The following is a 245-nucleotide window of genomic DNA, read 5'->3' on the forward strand; positions in this document are numbered from 1 at the left end:
TCAAAGATGATGGTGACGGGGCTATTTATCCAAGTGGAATTCGCTTCAGGAGGGGGGCTGGGGTAAAAAGCCGTTTTGCGTTCTATCGGAAATGTTGAGTCTTTGATTACGTCGGTGTAAAGCTTTCCGATATGCGCCTTTATTTCGTTGTTCTGGTTTTGAGTGAAGTAAAAAAGTGCTGAAAAAATCGTTAATGAAAAAGCAGAAAAAAGCAGTGCTTGGTTTTTCGTTTTAATTATTTCGAT

General features: G+C 39.6%; 1 pseudogene. It reads right to left on the bottom strand.

From position 1 onward, the window contains the following. Positions 1-245 (bottom strand): annotated as a pseudogene (locus tag ACW9H9_RS28940) (hypothetical protein); the annotation flags it as partial.

The sequence above is a fragment of the Pseudomonas sp. SDO5215_S409 genome (assembly GCF_054071325.1).